We start from the raw sequence: 20,070 nt of genomic DNA on the forward strand, positions 1-20,070 counted from the left end.
TCCTTTCTATATAATATAATTTATATTATTTAAATTTCCCTTTATTTACGTAAAACTACAACCCATAACAAAAGTAATGAGTTGTAGTTTTAAAATAATTTCTATATATATTTATCTTTGCCTAATTAACAAATTCTATATACTAAACAACTAAGAATTTTCTTAGTGCAAATATACTTCCTATTGCTCCAACTACTATACCGCCTCCAACAAAGCAAGCTAATAAAGTTGTTAAAACAAATTGTGGTTGTACTAAGTTTACTATAAACATAGATGAAACAATCCACTTAAATATTCCGTTATATGCAAAGTATAATATAACGCTTGATGCTAATGAACCTACTGCCCCAATTATTATTCCTTCAATAACGAAAGGCCATCTAATAAACCAGTCTGTTGCCCCAACAAACTTCATTATTCCAACTTCTCTTCTTCTTGAATATACTGTAAGCTTAATTGTATTCATTATTAAGAATACTGATACCCCTACAAATACTATAAATAATCCTATTCCTACTATTTGAACTACATCAACAAATTTGCTTATTGTATTAATTACATCTTGTTGATTTCCTATTCCTTCAACACCAGTCATACTCTCAACTGACTTAGCTACTTCTTCAGCATATGAAGGATCTTTTAAATTAACTATAAATGAACTTGGTAATGGGTTATTAGTTAAATCATAACCTTCTAATAATCCTTCATTACTCCCTAAATTTTCTTTTAAATTTAAAAACGCTTCATCTTTAGATTCATATGTAACTTCACTAACTTGAGGTTCTTCCATCAACTTAAGCTCTATTTCTTTTTGGTCAACTAATTTTATGTCATCTTTTAAATATACTTGAATCTGAATTTTAGATGCTACATCTTCAATACTTTTATTAAAGTTTAATGCTAATAAAGTAAATGTACCAAATACGAAAAAAGTTATTAATACAGTTATCATAGCAGCAACACTGATTGTCCTATTTCTCTTTATACTCTTTAAAGCATCTACTATAAAATAATTTAACGTGCTAATTTTCATTTTCGTACATCCCCTTCCTATCATCTCTTACAATCATTCCTTTATCAATAGCTATAACTCTCTTTTTCATATTATCTACTATGTCTTTTGCGTGAGTTGCCATTAATATAGTTGTTCCAGCTCTATTTATATCTTCTAATAATCCCATTATTTCATTTGCTGTTTCTGGGTCTAAGTTACCTGTAGGTTCATCAGCTATTAAGACTGCTGGATTATTAACTATTGCTCTTGCTAAAGATACTCTTTGTTGTTCTCCTCCTGATAATTCATTAGGGAACATTTTATATTTATGAGATAATCCTACTAGAGATAATACCATAGGCACTCTTCTTCTTATTTCTCTTTGTGATGCTTCTACTACTCTCATTGCAAATGCAACATTTTCATATACATTTAAAGTAGGTATTAATCTAAAATCTTGGAATACCATTCCAATTTTTCTTCTGTAGTATGGTATTTGTTTTCTAGTTACTTTAGATAACTCCTTATCAGCTACTATAATTTCTCCCATTGTTGGCTCTACTTCTTTTAATAACATTTTTATGAAAGTAGACTTACCTGCACCAGATGGTCCAACTAAGAAAACAAAGTCTCCTGAATCTATCTTTATATTTACATTTGATAACGCTTTAACATTATTATCATATATCTTGGACACGTCCTTAAATTCTATCATAAATAACACCTCTTACAACTTTAAGTTTAATAACTTTGCAAACTATAAAGCCATTATATCATACAAAAAGCCATAATACCAATATTAAAGGGCTATTTACCTCATTTTACTATATTTTTATTGAAAATCTGTAAATCCTTTTCCTAATACTTCTGTTGATTCATTAACAGTTACAAAAGCATCTGGATCTATTTCTTTTACGTCTTTTTTTAAAGCTATAAACTCATTTGAACTTAATACTGTGTATATTATTTTTACATCACTTCCAGTATATCCACCATTTCCATTAAGCACTGTACACCCTCTATCAATTTTTTTAATTATGTGGTTAACTATAGCTTTTTCTTTTGATGTTATTATAAATACTTGCTTACATCTATTAAATCCATCTATGAATTTATCTATAACTAAACCAATTAAAATTACACTAAAGAATCCAAATAATCCTTTATCTACACCAAATACACTAATAGCCAATATACAAACAAATGAATCTGTAAGCAACACAGATATTCCTATTCCAATAGGAGTAAATTTACTAATAATTGCAGCTATAATACTAGTTCCACCTGTAGATGCACCTTGATGAAAAACAATAGCTGCTCCCATTCCTAAAATTATTGATCCAAAGAAACTAGCTAAAAACATATTTTCAGTTAAAATTCCTGGAGTAAAAAACTTCTCAATTATCCACATAAATACCGAAAGCATTATTGTTGCATAAATACTTTTTGCTCCAAAAGATTTACCTAAAACAAGAAATGCCAATATAAAAAGAAAAATATTAAGAACAAGCACAACCATACTAGTTTCTAAACCTAATAATTTATTTATTACTAGTCCTATACCAGATACTCCCCCTGCTGCAATATCACTTGGAAAGAAAAAGTATTCTAATGCTATTGCCGTTAATGCTATTCCTATTGTCGTCAGTAAATATTCTTTAATCTTTTGCATAATTATCTCCTATCCTTTTTTTATTTTTAATCCTCATCTATCCCCTTAAATCCTTCTCCCATAACTTCATGGACTTCTCCAACTGTTATAAAGGCATTTTTATCAATGCTACTAATATGGTTCTTTAATTTTATAAATTCTCTTCTATCTAAAACTGTATATAATAGTGATGTATCGTTACCAGTAAAGGCACCAACCCCTTTTATAAAGGTACATCCTCTTTCTAAATCATTTAAGATATATTGACTTATTTCTTTATTTTTTGGACTTATTATTGTAATTTCACTTTTAACTTTAAATCCAGCTATTATCTTATCTATAACAACACCATTCACTATAACAGATAATAATCCATATAACCCAATGTCTATACCAAATGTTATTGCCCCTAATAGAGTAACTAAAAAATCTACCATAAGCAATGATTTTCCTATATTAAAATGAAAAAATTTATTTAATATCTTAGCTATTATATCTGTTCCACCACTTGACGCATTAGCATTAAATACTATTGCCATTCCTGCTGCCGCTATTAATGTACCAAATATAGTGGCTAACATTAAATCATTTGTTATAGTAAATGGGAAAAATTTTTGCATTACCCACATAGATGTTGATAATAAAAGACTACAATATATACTTTTAGCTCCAAACTTAGATCCTATTACTATTAATGCAATCACAAATAAAGTGGCATCCATAATAAGCACAAGAGGTCCAATTGATATAAATGGTATATAATGATTTATAACAATTGCTAAACCTGTTATTCCTCCAGCCGCAATATTATTGGGTTCAAAGAAATATACAACTGATATTGCAACTAAAATTATTCCAATAGTTATTAATAAAAAATCTTTAAAATTATCTTTTCTCATAAAAATACTCCTTACAAATTAAAACTATTTGTATTATTTTACCTCACTCTACTTTTTTTATCCTTAATGACTTAACATACTTCACCATTATATACCTTTTTAACCATAAAAAAACTGCGATTTTTTATCGCAGTTTTAAGTGGTAAATAGCTGTCTTGTGGTATATAATCTATCTTTTTAAAGTAATTGCTTCTTTAACTTTATTAGCTATATCTTGTGCAGTTAAGTTATAAGCCTTTAATAATTCATCTGGCTTACCACTTTCTCCAAAAGTATCATTAATTCCAACCTTTAAAACTGGTACTGGATACTTTTCAGTAACAACTTCTGAAACTGCCGATCCTAGTCCACCAATTACGCTATGTTCTTCAGCAGTTACTATAACTCCTGTTTCCTTAGCCGCTTCAATAATTAGCTCGTTGTCTAAAGGTTTTATTGTGTGTATATTTATAACCTTAGCATCAATTCCTTCTTGTGCTAAAATTTCTTTTGCCTCTATAGCAGCATCAACCATAATTCCAGTTGCAACTATAGTAGCATCTTTACCTTCTGATACTACAACACCTTTTCCTAATTTGAATTCATAAGTGTTTTCATCATTTATCACATTAACTGCAGCTCTTCCTAATCTTACATAGCAAGGACCATCATATTTAGCTATAGCTTTAATTGCAGCCATAGTTTCAACTGCATCCGCAGGAGAAATAACTACCATATTTGGTATACTTCTCATTAATGATAAATCTTCAACAGTTTGGTGAGATGCACCATCTTCCCCAACTGTTAATCCAGCATGTGTAGCACAAACTTTAACATTTAATTTAGGATAACAGATTGAGTTTCTTATTTGTTCGAAAGCTCTACCTGCAGCAAACATTGCAAATGTACTTACATATGGAATTTTTCCACAAGTTGATAACCCTGCAGCAACCCCCATCATGTTTCCTTCAGCAATACCCATGTTAAAGAATCTCTCTGGGCAAACTGCTTTAAAGTCAGCTGTTTTAGTAGATTTAGATAAATCCGCATCTAACACTACTACATTTTCATTTTCTTTTGCTAATTCTGCTAATGCTTTTCCATATGCTTCTCTTGTAGCGATTTTCTTACTCATTATCTGTCTCCTCCAATCTCAGCTAAAGCTTTCTCACATTGTTCCTTGCTTGGTGCTGTACCATGCCATGCCGCTTCATTTTCCATGAATGATACACCTTTTCCTTTAACAGTTTTACATATAACAACTGTTGGCATACCCTTACATTCTTTTGCTTTTTCTATAGCATCTATTATTTCATCATAGTTATGTCCATCAATAACTAATACATTCCATCCAAAAGCTTCAAACTTCTTGTCTATTGGTGACGGATTCATAACATCTTCTATATTTCCGTCTATTTGTAGTCCATTAAAATCTACAAAAGCAGTTAAGTTATCTAATTTATAGTGAGCTGCACACATAGAAGCTTCCCATACTTGACCCTCTTCTAATTCGCCATCACCTAAAATAGTATATACTCTATATGCTTTGTTATCTATTTTCCCAGCTAAAGCCATTCCTACAGCTGAAGAAATACCTTGCCCTAAAGAACCAGTTGACATATCTATACCTGGTAAACACTTCATACTTGGGTGACCTTGTAATCTTGATCCAAACTTTCTTAAAGTACTTAATTCTTCTACTGGGAAGAATCCTTTTCTTGCTAATGCACTATATAAAACTGGTGCAGCATGACCTTTTGATAATACAAATCTATCTCTATCTGGATTCTTTGGATTACTTGGATCTATGTTCATTTCCTTAAAGAAAAGTGTAGTTACAATATCAGCTGCAGATAAAGATCCACCTGGATGTCCTGATGCTGATTCTGTTAACATTGAAACTATATCTTTTCTGATTAGTTTAGATATTGATTTTAATTCTTCTACATTATTAACCATTTAAAAGCCTCCATTGTAATAATTTATATTAATATATTCTATTATACTCTATAATTATGTAAATTACCCAGATTTATTTTAACACAAGCCTTTCTATTTGTATATACTATTTTAAATTAAAGTGTATATTATTTATTTTAAATTGTATATCACATTTAGTGTTTATTGTGAGATATTACTATTTTATAAATAAAAAAGACAAAGCACCTCTGCTTTGTCTTAATAATTAGTTAAATTTAATATTTAAGCTAGACTTATACTAATAAGTAATGATTTATCTACTTTTTTCATATCAGCCTCTGTCATATGGCCTATTTTTTCTTTAAGCCTTTTTTTGTCTAAAGTTCTTATTTGCTCTAATAACACAACTGAATCTCTATTTAATCCATATTCCTCTGATGAAATTTCTACATGTGTTGGAAGCTTGGCTTTATTAATTTGAGAAGTTATAGCCGCTACTATTACTGTAGGACTATACTTATTGCCTATATCATTTTGTATTATAATTACTGGCCTAATTCCACCTTGCTCAGAGCCTATAACAGGACTTAAGTCTGCATAAAAAATATCCCCTCTTTTTACAACCATAGTCGTCATTAAAAATATCACACTCCGCAAAGCCATTTCTCGTATTCATTTATATCATCAAATTTGTATTTAAGTGACTTTTGTGATGAATTAGCATCATATGCAAGTTCTAAATTAATTTTCGACATTTCTTTATATCCATTTTTCATTAATTCAAAGAACTCACTTGCTTCATTCTTCTCACTATATACTATTAAACTATCTTTAATAAATTTACTACTTTTTTCAAAATCATTTTTAAATTTACGGATTATTATATTATCTATTTTTTTTGACATATTTGACCTCCTAGGAGTTCTATTTCCTATGTATAAGAAAATTATATTTCAGAATATGTCATTTTGTAAATAGAAATGTCACTATACGCATAAATTTTATAATTTTTTACAATTATTAATTCTTTAAAAGTATATTTTTAATTATTATTTATAAAATAATTACTATGTACTTAGATTGTCACTATAGTTAATACAACTTGATTGAATTAAATACTACGCTGGCTAAATTTTCTTTGTACTATTTATCTATATCTAATCATTTGTTTAGTATAACTCTTATCATACTTATAATTTATATGATGAATACTGAATTTACATTCAGTATTCATTTAATGGTTTTAACAATTTTAGTTAAACAAATTTTCATCAATCTCTTTAACTGATTTAAAATCTTCATAAATTATTCGTACTGAATCATTACCATCTTTGTCATAAATTATAATTCCAATAGGTGCCTTAGTCTTTTTATTTATAAAAATCCTAGCACTATTAAAATGCTCATTATTCAAAAACAATTCTGTATCCACTTGTATATATATTTTATCTCCCCATTCTTCTTGTCCCTCTTTTATAGAGTCACTCTTTAGTGGATAAGATAATATTTTATTCATGAATGCCATTGAATGGAGTATGTCCATATCACTTTCAATCACATATTCACCAGTAGATGAATTATCTTTTACATGAATTCCATCTGATTTATAAAGCTTAACTTTATCATCATCAAACTCAATCCTTACACCCTCATCTTTTGAATAATATTGAACTGTCTCCTCTCGTTCTTCTCCTTTGCTATTCTTAACTATGTACTCAACTTTTGTTTCATAACATTTAATATTTTTTAAGTCCCTAATTATCTCCTCATTGTCTGGTGAAAGTATACCTCTAAAAATAACAACAAGAAAAATAGATATAAAAGGTACAATTAGCAATAATGTTATAATAATTTTTTTCTTCATAGATCCTCCCATAAGCACTATTTCATTATTACTAATATTAAGTAACTATAGATTTTATTCATAATTTATTATTAAGTTACTTAAAAAAATATTATTTATGTTACTCATTACTCTATAAATATTATGTAGGTTAATGCGATTCTAGTACTACAAATGCAATTGCACAAGTTCTATTATGAGAAATAGAAATATTAAATATATAATTATCAACTTTTATTAGCTCTTTTACTTTGTTAGATATTTCTACTATAGGTTTTCCTAATTCATCTCTAAAAACTTCTATATCTCTAAAGGAAAACCCCCTCATTCCTGTGCCTATAGCTTTACTTACTGCCTCTTTTACAGCAAAATTTCCAGCAACACTCTCAACTCTAAGTGTACTTTTAGTTAGCTCTTTAATTTCCCTTTTAGTAAATATCTTTTCTAAAAACATTGGTGTATTGTTTATCGCTTTATCTATTCTATCGATTTCTATTATGTCTGTTCCGATTCCCAATATCATAAAATCACCTCTTTTGTTAAACTATATATCCATAAGAATAATTTAATTATCTTCTGTAAATATCCCTTATGTAAATATAATTTTTAAAATTAAAATTCAGCGGCACACAAATCTGAATACTCACCTACTATATCAACTAAATGGATAGGAGAAACTAAATTATTAAATAATAATATTAATATATCATTAGCTTTTTTCTCTTCACTAGCCACTAAACTTATATAATCTCTCTCTAAATTAATTACTTCTCCATTATTAAAATCTTGCCTTTCAATTTCAATTCCAAAAGCTTGTCTATCTCTTATGTTCTTTTCAGTCATTCTATAGATATATTTAACTTCTTTATTGTTAATATCTACTATTTTGCTTAATGTTTTATTTATCTTCATAATCCCATTACCCCTCCACATATTATTTAATAATAAAACAATACCATACATTGAATTAAAATTGTGTCAAATAATGGTGATATTGAAAATAAAATTTTCCTTAGCTTTCAACATAATTGTAATTTATTACACTTTTTTCAGTTAATATTATAAGTTTACTTACTAATCATATTATTCAATATATTAAAATAAATGTCGAAAGCTATCCTCCTATAAGAAATTTTATTATAAAAAATAGAGATTGTTTCATAACAATCTCTATTTAACAACTTATTCTTGGCCAATAACTTCGTTGTTTTCTCTAACTTCTCTTCTATTTCCAACAAATTTAAAGTCTTCAGCAACAACTTCCGCTATATACTTTTTATTTCCTTGTTTATCTTCATAACTTCCAGTTTTTAATCTTCCGCTTAGACTAATATAGCTACCTTTAGTCATATACTTACAAACCACTTCTGCTTTTCTACCCCATATAGTTACAGGAATTAAATCAGCCTTTCTAGTTCCATCAGCAGATTTAAAATTTCTATCTACAGCTATTATGAACCTTGTAAAAACTTTTTCACCATTATCTATAGTTTTTAGTTCAGGGTCCTTTATAAGTTTTCCTAATAATACTATCTTATTCATTTAATTACACCTCCTGAATACTTCATTTTTGAGTATAACCACTTCAAATTTTTCTATTCATGGAAAGTTTATTATAATTATCTAAACAATATTTTTTAAAGTATTATAATTAAGTAAAATTAGATATTAATTTTAAAAAAAATAATTAATTTAATAGATTAGTTTTTCTTATAACTATAACTGAATTAATTTCTCCACCTAAAATCAAAATTATAGAAGTTAAGTATAACCAGGTTATCAATATAATAACTGCACCTAACCCCCCATATATTTTAGAATAATTGCTAAAATTATTTATATAAAATGAAAACCCTAAAGAAACTATTAACCAACCACCTGTACATGCAATAGCTCCTGGTACAACTTCTCTCCATCTAAGCCTTTTTGAAGGAGTATATCTATATATACTTGCAAAAATTAATATCATCATAAATATAACTAGTATATATCTAAGAAAATTCCATATTCTATATACCACGCTCGGGAATGGTAAATATGATGCTAATAAATCTCCTATTAAGCCTCCAAATACTAGCATTACTAAGGTTAACATTATTACAAATGCTAATGCAAATGTACAAATTATCGCTATAAAAGCTCTTTTTACAAATGATCTATTTTCATTTAATCCATAGGCCTTATTTATCCCTTTAATTACTGCTCTAAAAGCTGAAGATGCAGACCAAACTACTAACAATAAAGAAGCTCCTAATAATCCAGTATTTTGTTTTTCAATAACTTCTATAATTACACTATAAATAAGTTCAAATGCACTAGTTGGTAACATAGCTCTTAATGCCCCTAATACCTCCATAGAGTCTAAATTACTAAATCCAACTAATGTTAATAGAAAAATTAAAAAGGGAAAAAATGATAATATTAAATAATATGCTAGTTGAGCAGCCAAAGCAAAAATATCATCATCTCTTATCTTAACTATAAAATATATTATAAACTTAAAGAAACCTCTTTTTATACTAGCCTCTTTTTTAGACATAATATCACCATATTTCCTTTCTGATTATACATGTAATATAACATATTCCATATTATATAAATAATTACCTTATATTTCAATCAATTGCAAATTCTTTTATTTCCCATTCCTTAGGTAAAATTAACTTGTATTTAGAACTTACATATCTTTTATCTATCAATAATATTCTCCCTTTATCATTCTCTGTCCTTATTACTCTTCCTGCTGATTGAAGAATTTTATTTATTCCTGGGTAAGTATAAGAATAATCAAACCCATTTGGCTCAAAATATTCTGCTATTATATTATTTTCAATAGAAACCATAGGAAATCCAACTCCTACAATAATAGCTCCAATCAATTTATCACCAGGTAAATCTACGCCTTCTGAAAACATCCCACCCACAACTGTAAATCCAATAATATTACCATCTTCATTAAAAGATTTTAAAAATTCCTCTTTCTTAATTTCCGACAAATTTTCTTCCTGTACTATAGTTCCTTTTTCTCCATACAGTTCTATATATCTTGAATATACCTTATATAGATAATCAAAAGAAGGTAAAAAAGCCATATAATTACCTTTTTCTTCATTAATAAATTTATATATAACATTACATAATATATCAATATTCTTTTCTCTATTAACATATCTCATATCTAAAGCATATAAATATGTTGACAAATTTTCTTTCTTAAATGGTGAATCAAATCTCAATTTAAAACTTTCTTCATCTCCACCTATTAAATCTACATAATATTTTACAGGAGATAAGGTAGCAGAAAATATAATACTAGAATAAGTACTTTTGATAACTTCCCTTAAATTTTTAGCAGGATTAATACAAAATATTTTTATACTAAATTCATTTTTTTCATTTTTCAAAATAGTTGTATATTCTTTATCATATAATTCACTTGCTGCAATAAAACTTCTTACTTCATAATAAAACTCTAATACCTCTTCATATCCCTCTGTTCCCTTACCTTTCACTAAGTAATTATCAGCTTCACTAACAAAGGCTCTCAATAATTTTATTAACTCCTTGTATTCTTCATTATGATATTTAAAATTTTTATTTATCTCTTCTAATTCTCTCCTTATGTGTATCATCTCTTTATTTATAGAATTAGAAATTTTATATAATTTAGGTACTTTTCCTTTTATAATCCTATTAACACTCATTACTTTGCTTTTTTGCAAAGTACAGCTATACATTTCTCTAGCTCTATTAACAAGATTATGGGCCTCATCTATTAATAATATATTATCTTCATTTCTATCTTCAAATATTCTTTTCAACTTCACTCTTGGATCAAAGGCATAGTTATAATCACAAATAACCCCATCACACCAATTACTTAAGTCTAAAGAAAGCTCAAAAGGACATACCTTATATTTATTGGCATATTCAATTATTTCATCTCTAAAAAACATATTGTTACTTTTTAATAAGCTGTTTATTATATCATTTATTTTTGTAAAATAATCTTTTGCATAAATACAATCATCCGGATTACATTTTACTTCATTATTAAGGCATATTTTCTCCTTTGCAGTTATGGTAACTACTTTAAATATTAAATTATTTTTAAATAATTTAATATATGCCTCTTCCGCTACAGTTCTAGTTATTGTTTTAGCCGTTAAATATATTATCTTTTCCCCCATCCCCTGACCAATTGCCTTTATTGCAGGAAAAATAGTGGATATAGTCTTTCCTATTCCTGTAGGGGCTTGTGCAAATAATATTCCCTTTTTTCTTATGCTACTATAACAACTTACTGCTAATTCTCTTTGTCCTTTTCTATATGATTTAAATGGAAATTGCAACTCTTTTATACTTTTATCTCTCTCTATTTTAAAAGACTCTTTTAAAGTTAATGTCTCCAAATATTTATTGACTATCTCATATACAAAATTCTCTAACTCCTTTAGGCTATATATATGATCAAATGATCTAACTTCATCTGTATTTATATTAAAATAACTTAATCTTATAGTTATACTTTCTAGATTATTATCTATACAATAAATATATCCATAAAACTTTCCTTGAGCCCAGTGCAGTAAATTATAGTCCTCATATAAATAACTTAAATCCATATAAGTTGATTTTATCTCTTCTATAATTATATTTCCTTTTTCATTTATAATTCCATCAGCTCTACCATCCACCAATAAGATTATGTTATCCTTATGAAATTCATATTGCATCCTTACTTCTTTTTCATAATTCTCATATACTATTGCATTATCTTTTTGAAGTTTTCCATGAGCAATTGTTCCATCTATAGCACGGCCTCTAGATATAAATCTATCATCTAAACTTCCAGATTTCAGTACATATTCAACTATTCCTCTAACTGATTCTCTAAATAGTAATTTTTCCTTCATAAGCATTCCTCTCTTACATTACTATTTTATTATAACAAAAAAGCTACCAATTAAATCGGTAGCTTAAGATTAAGAATGATATTCTTTTACTATTTTTTGAACCAATTTTTTAATAGCACTAGCTTGAGCTATTAAAGATAATACTATAACAAAAGTTCTAATACTATTTTCATCTTTTTCATCTAGTTCTAACTCTTTAATAATTGAATCTAACTTCTCATCATTTATTGCTGTAGCATTCAAATGTTTATCAAAACTTTCTTCTTGAGTTTCAAAAAATAATTTATATGCAGTTTCCCAATCTATAATATCATCTGACCTATCATTTATTTCATTAAAAGCTAAACTAAAAACTTTTTTAATTTCCTCTGTTGTAAGAATTGGTCTCATATAGCTTAATAATACAAGTTGAACTAAATGTATCTTAGTATACCCTCTTTTTTTACCATCTTCTGGTTTGCTAATAACTTCACTTTTTATATAATTTTGAACTATATTATTAGTATATTTATCTTCAACGAATTTATCATTTAAAAAATCTATTACTTGAGATAAAAAAAGATCGTATTTCGGTAACTCTTCATAAGGTATCATTGATGTATTAGATATTTCTTCTGCAATCTCTTTTATATAATCATTATCAATTTTATTAACCATATTATTTCACCTCATTTTATATAATTTAGTATTTATATTATATAGTAATCATAAACTTGTTACAAGTTAATTTCGTCTATCTTATATGTTATTTTTTTGTTAGTATAATATTAATTTTTAACATTTATTAATAAATCTATTCTTTATAAATTAATTTTTTACTTTTTTTTCTTTTTTTATTTTAATATATTTAATTTTTTTAAACTTGTCCAACGTAATTCTACAATATTAGAGTACAAGCTATGTTTTATTGTGTTTATTTTGTCATTTATTTTATAAAATGTTATTGACTTTTCAAAATTATGGTAGTATAGTTTATTTATGAATTAATTTAATGAGAATTTTGTAATTAAAACATTTTTTAAAAGTTTATTATTGACTTTTAATTACATATCTGCTAATATTAATCTGCTAAATGTCGAAACTTGTTTAAGGAGGAATTTAAAATGAAATCAACTGGAGTTGTAAGAAGAGTAGATGAATTAGGAAGAATAGTTATTCCAATAGAATTAAGAAGAACTTTAGATATCGCTGAAAAAGATGCTTTAGAAATATATGTAGATGGTGAACAAATCATATTAAAGAAATATGAACCAGCTTGTATCTTCTGTGGTGATGCTAGAGATGTTGTTAATTACAAAGGTAAAAACATCTGCAAGAACTGTATGGAAGAATTAAAAGTTGGTAAGTAATTAATTATTACTATACATAATTTTATTAGATAAATAAGAGAGACTACATTTTAGTAGACTCTCTTTTAATTTATAAGTTAATTGCTATTTTGTAAACCTCTTTTTTAGGTATTTCTCTTTCTTTTGCAACTATTTTTATAGCTTCTTTTTTATTAATTCCATTATTAATTAAATTCATTAAATGTTGTTCTACTGTTATTCCACTAAGCTCTTGCTCTTTCTCAGCTCTAAATTCACTTTCACTTTTACCTGAAATAACTAATACAAACTCACCTCTCGGTTTATTATCTAAAAACCAATTATAAGCTTCTCCAATACTCCCTCTATAAATATCTTCATGTAATTTTGTTAATTCTCTACAAACAGCTATATTTCTATCACCTAATGTTTGTTTTAAATAATCTAAAGTATCTATAAGTCTATGTGGTGATTCATAAAAAATTAATGTTTCCTTTTTATCCTTAATTTCTTCCGCTAAGATTTTTCTTTCTTTAGTTTCCCTTGGAATAAATCCTCTAAAAATAAATTTTGTAGTATCCAAACCTGAATAAACTAAAGCCGTTGTAATAGCCGTTGCTCCTGGTAAAACTTCAAATGCTATATTGTTTTCTATACACTTTCTAACTACAACACTTCCTGGATCTGATATTCCTGGTGTACCTGCATCTGTAACTATGGCTATATTCTTCCCTGCCTCTAGCTTAGATAATATTTCATCACTTTTCCCTTGTTCATTATGCTGATGATAACTAAAAAGTGGCTTCTTTATATTAAAATGATTTAGCAACTTTAAACTTTGTCTTGTATCTTCAGCTGCAATTTCATCTACATTTTCTAATACCTCTAATGCTCTTAATGTTATATCTTTTAAATTACCTATTGGTGTTGGTACTAAATATACCTTTCCATATTCCATATAATTACTTCCTTCCATAAATACGATCTATTTCTTCACTATACTTTCCATTGTCATCATATACATATAGTGTTTCTTCCCATTTTAAAAATGCTCCACCATCTCTTTGACCTTCTACTAAAACTATATTAGGTGCCTTTTTAATATTAGGCTGAACCATTCTAACTCTCTTCGGCTCTATTTTATATTTTCTCATAAGTCCAAAAATATCAGCTAATCTTTCTGGTCTATGTACTATAAACATTCTTCCATTATCCTTAAGTAATCTTCTAGCTGCTACAATTACATCCTCTAATGTACACATTACTTCATGTCTAGCTATAGCTAATTTATCATTTGGATTAACTATTCCTGCATTATTTAATTTATAAGGCGGATTAACTGTAAGTACATCAAATTTACCTAAAGAATCTAATAATGCTTTATCCTTTAAATCACCATGAACAAATTTTACTACATCAGTAATGTCATTAAGTGCAGAACTCCTATTAGCCATCTCTACCATATCTTCTTGTATTTCTAAACCTATAACTTCCTTTGGTGCATATTTACCATAAGCTAAAAACGGTACTATACCTGTACCTGTACATAAATCAATAACTCTATGCTTACTCTTTATATTTGCAAAATGAGATAACAAAACTGCATCTACACCAAATCTAAATCCTTGTTGTTTTTGAATTAACTTTAATCCATTTAGTTGTAAATCATCAACACCTTCATCAACATTTATCTTAACGTCCATAAAACTCTCCTTAACTAACTTGTAAACTAAGTACTTTTATTATACATATTATACACAAAAAAGACTAGGATTAATAAAATCCTAGTCTATAAATACAAACTATACTACTCTTCTTGCTGTGTAGAATTTATATACGCTTGAAACTTTAACTACATCACCACTACTTGGTGCATGTATCATTTGTCCGCCACCTATATATATACCAACATGTCCAGTATGAGGGAAAACTAAATCTCCCGGTTGTAAATTGTTATAAGATACAGCTACCCCTACATTTATTTGATCATATGTTGTTCTTGGTAAGCTTATTCCAGCTGCATTCTTAAATACGTATTGAGTGAATCCTGAACAGTCAAATCCACTTGGAGTTGTACCACCCCATAAATAAGGTGTTCCAAGGAACTGATATGCATAATCAACTATTGCATTCCCTGTTGCAGATACTGTAGAATCCCCTCTATTTGGCTTACTAGCAGCATTTGCAGCATCTATTGCTGCTTGAAGTTGTGAAACTTTCTCTTTTGCGGCTTCAATCTTATTATTTATTTCTTCTTTAACTATTCCACTCTTAATTTGGTTATCTCTTATGTTTCTTAATTGACTAATTGCACTATTTAATTCATCAATTGAACTTGATGAATTATCTATAACTGAGAATTGTGGTGTAACTAACTGTCTTTCTGAAACAGCTAAGAATTCTCTTTCAAACTCAGCTTGTTCAGCTTGTACTTGTGCAACTAATGCTTCTTGCTCAGCCTTTTTAGCTTCAAATTCACTTAAAGATTTTTGAGTTTCCTCATTTACCTTTGTAAGTTCTTTATCTTTTTCATCTAAAGATGCAATTTTTTCATTAAGAGAATCTTGCTTGTCCTCTAATTCTTTAACCATCTTTTTATCTATGTTCACTAATCTGCTAGTTGATTCAATCTTGCTAATTAAATCATTAAAACTATCAGCGCTAAATAGTAACATTATGTAACTACTTTGTCCACCTGATTTATATAACTCTCTAATTCTTTTACCTAAAACTTCTTCAGTTTTAGCAATTTCCTCTTTAGCAGCTTCTATTTCTTTTTCTGTATTCGCTACTTCAACCTTTATTTGTTCCATTTGAGCATTATTTGATTCAATTGTTTGAACTAAAGGTTCTATTTCCCCATTTAAAGTATATATTTGATTATTTATATCCTCTATCTTTTGCGTTAATTCATCATATTTTTTCTGGTTTTCTATTACTTCTTGATTTGGTGTAGCAAAGGCAGGCATTGCTGAAGTAATAACTAGAATTGCAGCTAATACAGCTGATATTATCTTTTTCTTCATATTGTCCGTAAGGTCTCTTGACCTTCCCCCTCTCCTTTGTTTTCTTTACCATTATACCACTTATGGAAACTTTGGACAATGGTAAATTTTCAAAACAGGCAATTTGCTTAACGTAAACGTATACTTTACTTTATTTTACTGGAAAATAAATACCCTTTTAAACCCATATTATGAAATAACTCTTATTTTTTCAATCAGAGTTATAAATTCATCTTGCTGAATCAAAGATTTAGAGATTCATTTAAAACTTATTTTTCTTAGTTTTAAATATTTATATACAAAAAATTGCTATTATTTAATTTCTAATTTTCTTATTTAATATATATTGAGTAGTCGATAATAAAGCTATACATATAACGAATATAATAACTACTGTTTTACTAACATTTCCTGAAATAAAAGATATAGCAGAACAAACTAAGCCTACTCCCCCTATTGCTATATTAGTATATCCACTAATCTTCATTGCTTTAACTTCTTTATAAACTTCTTTATCATTGGTATCTATACTTTTTATATACTTATTATTTAATAAGAATACTCCTAATAATATAAACCCTAAGCTCCCTAGAAACATTACTAAAAGTGTAATATTCATATTTTCACCTCACAAAAATATTTATAATAATAAAATTATAGCACAATAATTATAAAAGCAACTTACCTACTAAATAAATAAAAAAAATATATTTAAATAAAAGTGTTGACATAATTATAAATCTCCAATATAATATTAAATGTGCTCCGGGGTGTGGCGCAGATGGGAGCGCGCGTGGTTTGGGACCATGAGGTCGCAGGTTCGATCCCTGTCACCCCGACCAAAGAGATAGGTTTTAATCTATCTCTTTTTTGTTATGTAAAATTATAATTTAGGAGATGATTATTTGAATAACATAAAAGCTGCTATCTTTGATCTAGACGGAACTCTTGTTGATTCTATGTGGGTATGGCAACAAATAGATATAGATTATTTATCAGAAAAAGGACATGCTGTTCCAAGTAACTTAAATGATGAAATTACACATTTAAGTTTTTCTCAAACAGCCGAGTACTTTAAGAATAGATTCTCAATCGAAGACTCTATTGAAGATATAATGAACACTTGGAATACTATGGCATATAATCACTATAAAAATAATGTAAAACTAAAGCCAGGTGCTCTTAATTATTTGGAAAAGCTAAAGAAATCCGGAGTAAAAATAGGACTAGCTACTAGCAACTCTATTCCTTTATTAACTGCAACATTAAAAAATAATAATGCTTTTGACTTATTTGATGCTATTACAGTTACAGATGAAGTAAAAAAAAGCAAGAGTAATCCAGATATATATTTATTAGCTGCTAAAAAATTAGGTGTTAATCCTTCTGAATGCATGGTATATGAAGATATAATAGCCGCTGTTAAAGGTGCAAAATTAGCTGGCATGAAAGTTACTGGTGTATTTGATGAACATGCTAAACATCAAATAGAGCTCTTAAAAAAGGAATGCGATAATTACATATATAGTTATGAAGAATTACTTTAACTATTAAAGTTCTAGCTTAACAATAAAAATCACATGTATGAGTAAATTACTTCTACATGTGATTCTTACTATAAATTATAATTCTATATTAAATTTAAAATCTCTTAACATCATATTTAGCTTCAAGTTCTTTCATTAAGTCTAAATATTTCTTTTCTTGATTTTCTTGAATTAACTTTTGGATAATTTGATTTTTAACATCATTAAATTCTGAAGTTTTCGGTTCATTCTTTGTATCAACTTTAATTAAGTGATATCCAAATTGAGTTTGAACTGGTTCACTTACTTTTTCTAATTCTAATCCGAAAGCAGCTTCTTCAAATTCTGGAACCATCATTCCTCTACCGAATACTCCAAGGTTTCCACCTTGTTCTTTGGATGGGCATGTAGAATATTGTCTTGCAGCTTCTTCAAAAGATAACTCTCCATTTTCTATCTTACTCTTAACATCAGAACATAATTCTTCATTATCAACTAATATATGCTTTGCAGATACTGTTGCTGGTTGCTCAAATTCATTTTTATGCTCATCATAATATTTCTTAGCCTCATCATCAGTAACTGTTACTTCTGCTAATACTTTATTAATTGTTGTTTGTGTAAGTAAATCTTTTTCAACTTGAGCTAAGTTCGCCTTATACTCTTCTGTTTCATTTATTTTCATTTCATTTCCTAATTTATACATTAAATCAAATGAGATCATTTGCTCTAATAATTGCTTTTTCCCCATTTCAGAATTGAACATTCCTCTTTTATCTGCTGGATATCTCATTATTATTGCGTTTAAGTCATTTTCTGTTATTTCAACACCTGAAATAGTAGCTAAAACTTTGTTTTCCATGTAAATTTCTCCTTTTTTATATATGATGTATATAATTATAACAGATTTTTACCAATGTATATAGTTACAATTATTTTATTGATTATATTTTTTGACTATTATATAATAATTATTATTATATAATTTTCGGAGGTCAATATGGTAGAAGTTAATTCTTTAGTTCCTGATTTTTCATTAATGGGTTCTGATGGTAAAGAACATAAATTAAGTCAATATAGAGGTAAAAAGGTAATACTTTATTTCTATCCAAGAGATAATACTCCTGGTTGCTCAACTGAAGCATGTGACTTTAGAGATAATAATAATAGCTTTACTGATAAAAATGCTATTGTTATAGGTATAAGTAGGGATTCATTAAAATCTCATTCTAAATTCATTGAAAAATTTAATCTTCCTTTCGTACTTTTAAGTGATGAAAATGAAGAAGTTTGTAACTTATTTAATGTTATTAAAGAAAAGAATATGTATGGAAAAAAAGTTATGGGTATAGAAAGAAGTACTTTTATAATTAACGAAGAAGGTATTCTTATTAAAGAATATAGAAAAGTTAAAGTTAAAGAACATGTAAATACAATTCTTGAAGACTTAAATTCACTATAGTATTAAATTGTGTAACTAAAATTTAGGGAGAAGTTAATAATGAATAATTGTCTATTTTGTTCAATAGAAAATGATTTAGAACAGAAAATTGTTTTGAGTAATCAATATTGCATGTTTTTACAGAAACCCCAAGAAATATTAATTGGTTCAGGAGTAATAGTTCCCAAAAGGCATAGGAAAACAGTATTTGATTTATCAGAAGATGAATGGAATGCAACTTTTGACTTGTTAAAAGAGGTTAAGGTGTATATAGATAATAAGTATAAACCACAAGGATATAATATAGGTTGGAATGTGAACGAAGTAGGAGGACAAGAAATATTTCATGCACATTTACATGTTATACCAAGATATGAGGATGAACCAATGTCGGGAAAGGGTATTAGATATTGGATTAAACAGCCTCAAAATAAAAGAATTCATTTATAGAATTTTAAGTATATTTAGGTCCCAATTTAGTTATATTATAACTTATTTATTTTTATATAAAAAATAAATATCCACCAGCTAAGCTGGTGGTTTTTCATGAGCCCTATAAGGGCAAATTACTAGCTTGCGTCTTAAGACG

The 20,070-nt window shown here is 27.6% G+C and carries 24 protein-coding genes and 1 tRNA gene; 5 read left to right on the plus strand and 20 right to left on the minus strand.

Annotated features, from left to right (window positions below):
* Nucleotides 1-142: 142 nt before the first annotated feature.
* The 15 genes from ftsX to I2E98_RS03355 form a co-directional block, all read right to left on the minus strand.
* On the minus strand, nt 143-1,033 hold the full coding sequence (ftsX, locus tag I2E98_RS03285; protein WP_195467534.1) for a permease-like cell division protein FtsX: 891 nt from the start codon (nt 1,031-1,033) through the stop codon (nt 143-145).
* Nucleotides 1,023-1,709 carry a cell division ATP-binding protein FtsE gene (gene ftsE / locus I2E98_RS03290; protein ID WP_195467535.1) on the minus strand — a complete coding sequence of 229 codons (687 nt, stop codon included), beginning with the start codon at nt 1,707-1,709 and terminating at the stop codon, nt 1,023-1,025. The genes ftsX and ftsE overlap by 11 nt, the downstream gene beginning before the upstream one ends.
* Nucleotides 1,710-1,826: 117 nt before the next feature.
* Nucleotides 1,827-2,666: a YitT family protein gene (locus I2E98_RS03295; protein ID WP_195467536.1), complete on the minus strand. Its 840-nt coding sequence runs from the start codon at nt 2,664-2,666 to the stop codon at nt 1,827-1,829.
* 26 nt (nt 2,667-2,692) lie between these two features.
* On the minus strand, nt 2,693-3,544 hold the full coding sequence (locus tag I2E98_RS03300) for a YitT family protein (protein WP_195467537.1): 852 nt from the start codon (nt 3,542-3,544) through the stop codon (nt 2,693-2,695).
* Nucleotides 3,545-3,713: 169 nt separating this feature from the next.
* Nucleotides 3,714-4,658 (minus strand): transketolase family protein, encoded by a 945-nt coding sequence (locus tag I2E98_RS03305; protein ID WP_195467538.1) that lies wholly within the window; start codon nt 4,656-4,658, stop codon nt 3,714-3,716.
* Entirely contained in the window at nt 4,658-5,482 is an 825-nt protein-coding gene (locus I2E98_RS03310) for a transketolase (protein WP_148322795.1), read from the minus strand. The genes I2E98_RS03305 and I2E98_RS03310 overlap by 1 nt, the downstream gene beginning before the upstream one ends.
* Nucleotides 5,483-5,725: 243 nt before the next feature.
* A complete protein-coding gene (locus tag I2E98_RS03315) occupies nt 5,726-6,079 on the minus strand; it encodes a type II toxin-antitoxin system PemK/MazF family toxin (RefSeq protein ID WP_005212255.1) in 354 nt (117 codons plus the stop codon).
* A gap of 8 nt (nt 6,080-6,087) precedes the next feature.
* Nucleotides 6,088-6,348 carry a hypothetical protein gene (locus tag I2E98_RS03320; protein WP_195467539.1) on the minus strand — a complete coding sequence of 87 codons (261 nt, stop codon included), beginning with the start codon at nt 6,346-6,348 and terminating at the stop codon, nt 6,088-6,090.
* A 347-nt stretch (nt 6,349-6,695) separates the two neighbouring features.
* Complete coding sequence (locus I2E98_RS03325) at nt 6,696-7,307, minus strand: germination lipoprotein GerS-related protein (RefSeq protein ID WP_195467540.1); 612 nt, start codon at nt 7,305-7,307, stop codon at nt 6,696-6,698.
* Between the two features lie 130 nt (nt 7,308-7,437).
* Nucleotides 7,438-7,809: a holo-ACP synthase gene (gene acpS / locus I2E98_RS03330; RefSeq protein WP_195467541.1), complete on the minus strand. Its 372-nt coding sequence runs from the start codon at nt 7,807-7,809 to the stop codon at nt 7,438-7,440.
* 89 nt (nt 7,810-7,898) lie between these two features.
* Nucleotides 7,899-8,198 (minus strand): DUF6514 family protein, encoded by a 300-nt coding sequence (locus I2E98_RS03335; RefSeq protein WP_195467542.1) that lies wholly within the window; start codon nt 8,196-8,198, stop codon nt 7,899-7,901.
* A 270-nt stretch (nt 8,199-8,468) separates the two neighbouring features.
* The gene (locus I2E98_RS03340; RefSeq protein WP_195467543.1) at nt 8,469-8,828 is read right to left on the minus strand and encodes a single-stranded DNA-binding protein; all 360 of its coding nucleotides are present in this window, start codon (nt 8,826-8,828) and stop codon (nt 8,469-8,471) included.
* A 145-nt stretch (nt 8,829-8,973) separates the two neighbouring features.
* The gene (locus tag I2E98_RS03345; RefSeq protein WP_195467544.1) at nt 8,974-9,825 is read right to left on the minus strand and encodes a YihY/virulence factor BrkB family protein; all 852 of its coding nucleotides are present in this window, start codon (nt 9,823-9,825) and stop codon (nt 8,974-8,976) included.
* 76 nt (nt 9,826-9,901) lie between these two features.
* The gene (locus I2E98_RS03350; protein WP_195467545.1) at nt 9,902-12,202 is read right to left on the minus strand and encodes an ATP-dependent DNA helicase; all 2,301 of its coding nucleotides are present in this window, start codon (nt 12,200-12,202) and stop codon (nt 9,902-9,904) included.
* A 69-nt stretch (nt 12,203-12,271) separates the two neighbouring features.
* Complete coding sequence (locus I2E98_RS03355; RefSeq protein ID WP_195467546.1) at nt 12,272-12,859, minus strand: DUF1836 domain-containing protein; 588 nt, start codon at nt 12,857-12,859, stop codon at nt 12,272-12,274.
* 446 nt (nt 12,860-13,305) lie between these two features.
* On the opposite strand from I2E98_RS03355, the gene I2E98_RS03360 reads away from it, so the two are divergent.
* Nucleotides 13,306-13,551 carry an AbrB/MazE/SpoVT family DNA-binding domain-containing protein gene (locus tag I2E98_RS03360; protein WP_133015918.1) on the plus strand — a complete coding sequence of 82 codons (246 nt, stop codon included), beginning with the start codon at nt 13,306-13,308 and terminating at the stop codon, nt 13,549-13,551.
* A gap of 70 nt (nt 13,552-13,621) precedes the next feature.
* Here the strand turns inward: I2E98_RS03360 and rsmI are convergent, their stop codons facing one another.
* The 4 genes from rsmI to I2E98_RS03380 all read right to left on the minus strand — a co-directional run bounded on the left by rsmI (nt 13,622) and on the right by I2E98_RS03380 (nt 17,133).
* Nucleotides 13,622-14,467, minus strand: coding sequence for a 16S rRNA (cytidine(1402)-2'-O)-methyltransferase (gene rsmI, locus I2E98_RS03365; RefSeq protein WP_195467547.1), 846 nt, complete (start codon nt 14,465-14,467; stop codon nt 13,622-13,624).
* Nucleotides 14,468-14,471: 4 nt separating this feature from the next.
* Nucleotides 14,472-15,212, minus strand: coding sequence for a tRNA1(Val) (adenine(37)-N6)-methyltransferase (locus tag I2E98_RS03370; protein WP_195467548.1), 741 nt, complete (start codon nt 15,210-15,212; stop codon nt 14,472-14,474).
* A gap of 99 nt (nt 15,213-15,311) precedes the next feature.
* Nucleotides 15,312-16,535: a C40 family peptidase gene (locus I2E98_RS03375; protein WP_195467549.1), complete on the minus strand. Its 1,224-nt coding sequence runs from the start codon at nt 16,533-16,535 to the stop codon at nt 15,312-15,314.
* A 295-nt stretch (nt 16,536-16,830) separates the two neighbouring features.
* Nucleotides 16,831-17,133 carry a hypothetical protein gene (locus I2E98_RS03380; RefSeq protein ID WP_195467550.1) on the minus strand — a complete coding sequence of 101 codons (303 nt, stop codon included), beginning with the start codon at nt 17,131-17,133 and terminating at the stop codon, nt 16,831-16,833.
* Between the two features lie 147 nt (nt 17,134-17,280).
* Here I2E98_RS03380 and I2E98_RS03385 point away from each other — a divergent pair.
* Together I2E98_RS03385 and I2E98_RS03390 are read left to right on the plus strand one after the other, a co-directional pair.
* Nucleotides 17,281-17,356 (plus strand) — tRNA-Pro (locus I2E98_RS03385).
* A 63-nt stretch (nt 17,357-17,419) separates the two neighbouring features.
* The gene (locus I2E98_RS03390; protein ID WP_195467551.1) at nt 17,420-18,061 is read left to right on the plus strand and encodes an HAD family phosphatase; all 642 of its coding nucleotides are present in this window, start codon (nt 17,420-17,422) and stop codon (nt 18,059-18,061) included.
* 94 nt (nt 18,062-18,155) lie between these two features.
* Here I2E98_RS03390 and I2E98_RS03395 read toward each other — a convergent pair whose 3' ends face one another.
* Nucleotides 18,156-18,902: a peptidylprolyl isomerase gene (locus tag I2E98_RS03395; protein ID WP_195467552.1), complete on the minus strand. Its 747-nt coding sequence runs from the start codon at nt 18,900-18,902 to the stop codon at nt 18,156-18,158.
* A gap of 138 nt (nt 18,903-19,040) precedes the next feature.
* Between I2E98_RS03395 and bcp the strand changes: the two genes are divergently transcribed.
* Together bcp and I2E98_RS03405 are read left to right on the plus strand one after the other, a co-directional pair.
* Entirely contained in the window at nt 19,041-19,502 is a 462-nt protein-coding gene (bcp, locus tag I2E98_RS03400) for a thioredoxin-dependent thiol peroxidase (RefSeq protein WP_195467553.1), read from the plus strand.
* Nucleotides 19,503-19,541: 39 nt separating this feature from the next.
* Nucleotides 19,542-19,931, plus strand: coding sequence for an HIT domain-containing protein (locus I2E98_RS03405; RefSeq protein WP_195467554.1), 390 nt, complete (start codon nt 19,542-19,544; stop codon nt 19,929-19,931).
* Nucleotides 19,932-20,070 lie beyond the last annotated feature (139 nt).

The sequence above is a fragment of the Clostridium sp. D43t1_170807_H7 genome (assembly GCF_015555905.1).
Classification (GTDB): domain Bacteria; phylum Bacillota; class Clostridia; order Clostridiales; family Clostridiaceae; genus Clostridium.

Excerpts from the sequence above, each read along its gene's own strand:
- ftsX (WP_195467534.1), bottom strand. The coding sequence starts at position 1,033 with ATGAAAATTAGCACGTTAAATTATTTTATAGTAGATGCTTTAAAGAGT.
- ftsE (WP_195467535.1), bottom strand. The coding sequence starts at position 1,709 with ATGATAGAATTTAAGGACGTGTCCAAGATATATGATAATAATGTTAAA.
- I2E98_RS03295 (WP_195467536.1), bottom strand. The coding sequence starts at position 2,666 with ATGCAAAAGATTAAAGAATATTTACTGACGACAATAGGAATAGCATTA.
- I2E98_RS03300 (WP_195467537.1), bottom strand. The coding sequence starts at position 3,544 with ATGAGAAAAGATAATTTTAAAGATTTTTTATTAATAACTATTGGAATA.
- I2E98_RS03305 (WP_195467538.1), bottom strand. The coding sequence starts at position 4,658 with ATGAGTAAGAAAATCGCTACAAGAGAAGCATATGGAAAAGCATTAGCA.
- I2E98_RS03310 (WP_148322795.1), bottom strand. The coding sequence starts at position 5,482 with ATGGTTAATAATGTAGAAGAATTAAAATCAATATCTAAACTAATCAGA.
- I2E98_RS03315 (WP_005212255.1), bottom strand. The coding sequence starts at position 6,079 with ATGACGACTATGGTTGTAAAAAGAGGGGATATTTTTTATGCAGACTTA.
- I2E98_RS03320 (WP_195467539.1), bottom strand. The coding sequence starts at position 6,348 with ATGTCAAAAAAAATAGATAATATAATAATCCGTAAATTTAAAAATGAT.
- I2E98_RS03325 (WP_195467540.1), bottom strand. The coding sequence starts at position 7,307 with ATGAAGAAAAAAATTATTATAACATTATTGCTAATTGTACCTTTTATA.
- acpS (WP_195467541.1), bottom strand. The coding sequence starts at position 7,809 with ATGATATTGGGAATCGGAACAGACATAATAGAAATCGATAGAATAGAT.
- I2E98_RS03335 (WP_195467542.1), bottom strand. The coding sequence starts at position 8,198 with ATGAAGATAAATAAAACATTAAGCAAAATAGTAGATATTAACAATAAA.
- I2E98_RS03340 (WP_195467543.1), bottom strand. The coding sequence starts at position 8,828 with ATGAATAAGATAGTATTATTAGGAAAACTTATAAAGGACCCTGAACTA.
- I2E98_RS03345 (WP_195467544.1), bottom strand. The coding sequence starts at position 9,825 with ATGTCTAAAAAAGAGGCTAGTATAAAAAGAGGTTTCTTTAAGTTTATA.
- I2E98_RS03350 (WP_195467545.1), bottom strand. The coding sequence starts at position 12,202 with ATGAAGGAAAAATTACTATTTAGAGAATCAGTTAGAGGAATAGTTGAA.
- I2E98_RS03355 (WP_195467546.1), bottom strand. The coding sequence starts at position 12,859 with ATGGTTAATAAAATTGATAATGATTATATAAAAGAGATTGCAGAAGAA.
- I2E98_RS03360 (WP_133015918.1), top strand. The coding sequence starts at position 13,306 with ATGAAATCAACTGGAGTTGTAAGAAGAGTAGATGAATTAGGAAGAATA.
- rsmI (WP_195467547.1), bottom strand. The coding sequence starts at position 14,467 with ATGGAATATGGAAAGGTATATTTAGTACCAACACCAATAGGTAATTTA.
- I2E98_RS03370 (WP_195467548.1), bottom strand. The coding sequence starts at position 15,212 with ATGGACGTTAAGATAAATGTTGATGAAGGTGTTGATGATTTACAACTA.
- I2E98_RS03375 (WP_195467549.1), bottom strand. The coding sequence starts at position 16,535 with ATGAAGAAAAAGATAATATCAGCTGTATTAGCTGCAATTCTAGTTATT.
- I2E98_RS03380 (WP_195467550.1), bottom strand. The coding sequence starts at position 17,133 with ATGAATATTACACTTTTAGTAATGTTTCTAGGGAGCTTAGGGTTTATA.
- I2E98_RS03395 (WP_195467552.1), bottom strand. The coding sequence starts at position 18,902 with ATGGAAAACAAAGTTTTAGCTACTATTTCAGGTGTTGAAATAACAGAA.
- bcp (WP_195467553.1), top strand. The coding sequence starts at position 19,041 with ATGGTAGAAGTTAATTCTTTAGTTCCTGATTTTTCATTAATGGGTTCT.
- I2E98_RS03405 (WP_195467554.1), top strand. The coding sequence starts at position 19,542 with ATGAATAATTGTCTATTTTGTTCAATAGAAAATGATTTAGAACAGAAA.